Annotated in this window: 1 pseudogene; it reads right to left on the bottom strand. The window is 63.2% G+C overall.

What is annotated here, in order from left to right:
* A pseudogene (locus tag EKL29_RS22970) lies at positions 1–427 on the bottom strand (hypothetical protein); the annotation flags it as partial.

The following is a 427-nucleotide window of genomic DNA, read 5'->3' as shown; positions in this document are numbered from 1 at the left end:
ACCGCGTGGGCCATCAGGTTCGCCTGGACGTTCACCACGTCATGGCCGTTCGCGTCCTTCGTGGTGGTCATGGCGTGAATAACTTCCGCCAGGTAAGGCGCTGCCGCCCCGCTGGCCGCCTGCGCCAGGTTGCCCCCCGCCAGGCCCTGCACCGCTGCCGTGGCTGCCTGAATACCTTGCTGGATGGTGCTGCCGGTGCCTAACCCGCTCGCGTTAAACGCCTCGTTATAGAAGGTCTGATAGACCTGGCCGCTGATGTCGCTCGCCTTCGGCTCTTTGTCCGGATGTGCCGCCCGCCATTCGGCTTCCGCTGCCTTCAGCTGGTCCGGCGTAACGCTCTTCATCCGTTCATTCGCAGCTTTTGTCGCCGCTATCTGCCCCTGGGTTCTGACAATATCCGCCGCCTGGTTCCCAATCTCCCCTATCA

The sequence above is a fragment of the Pantoea sp. YU22 genome (assembly GCF_003970755.1).
GTDB lineage: Bacteria > Pseudomonadota > Gammaproteobacteria > Enterobacterales > Enterobacteriaceae > Pantoea > Pantoea piersonii.
Note: the sequence above shows the minus strand (reverse complement) of the source record. Positions and strands in the feature narration are given on the sequence as shown.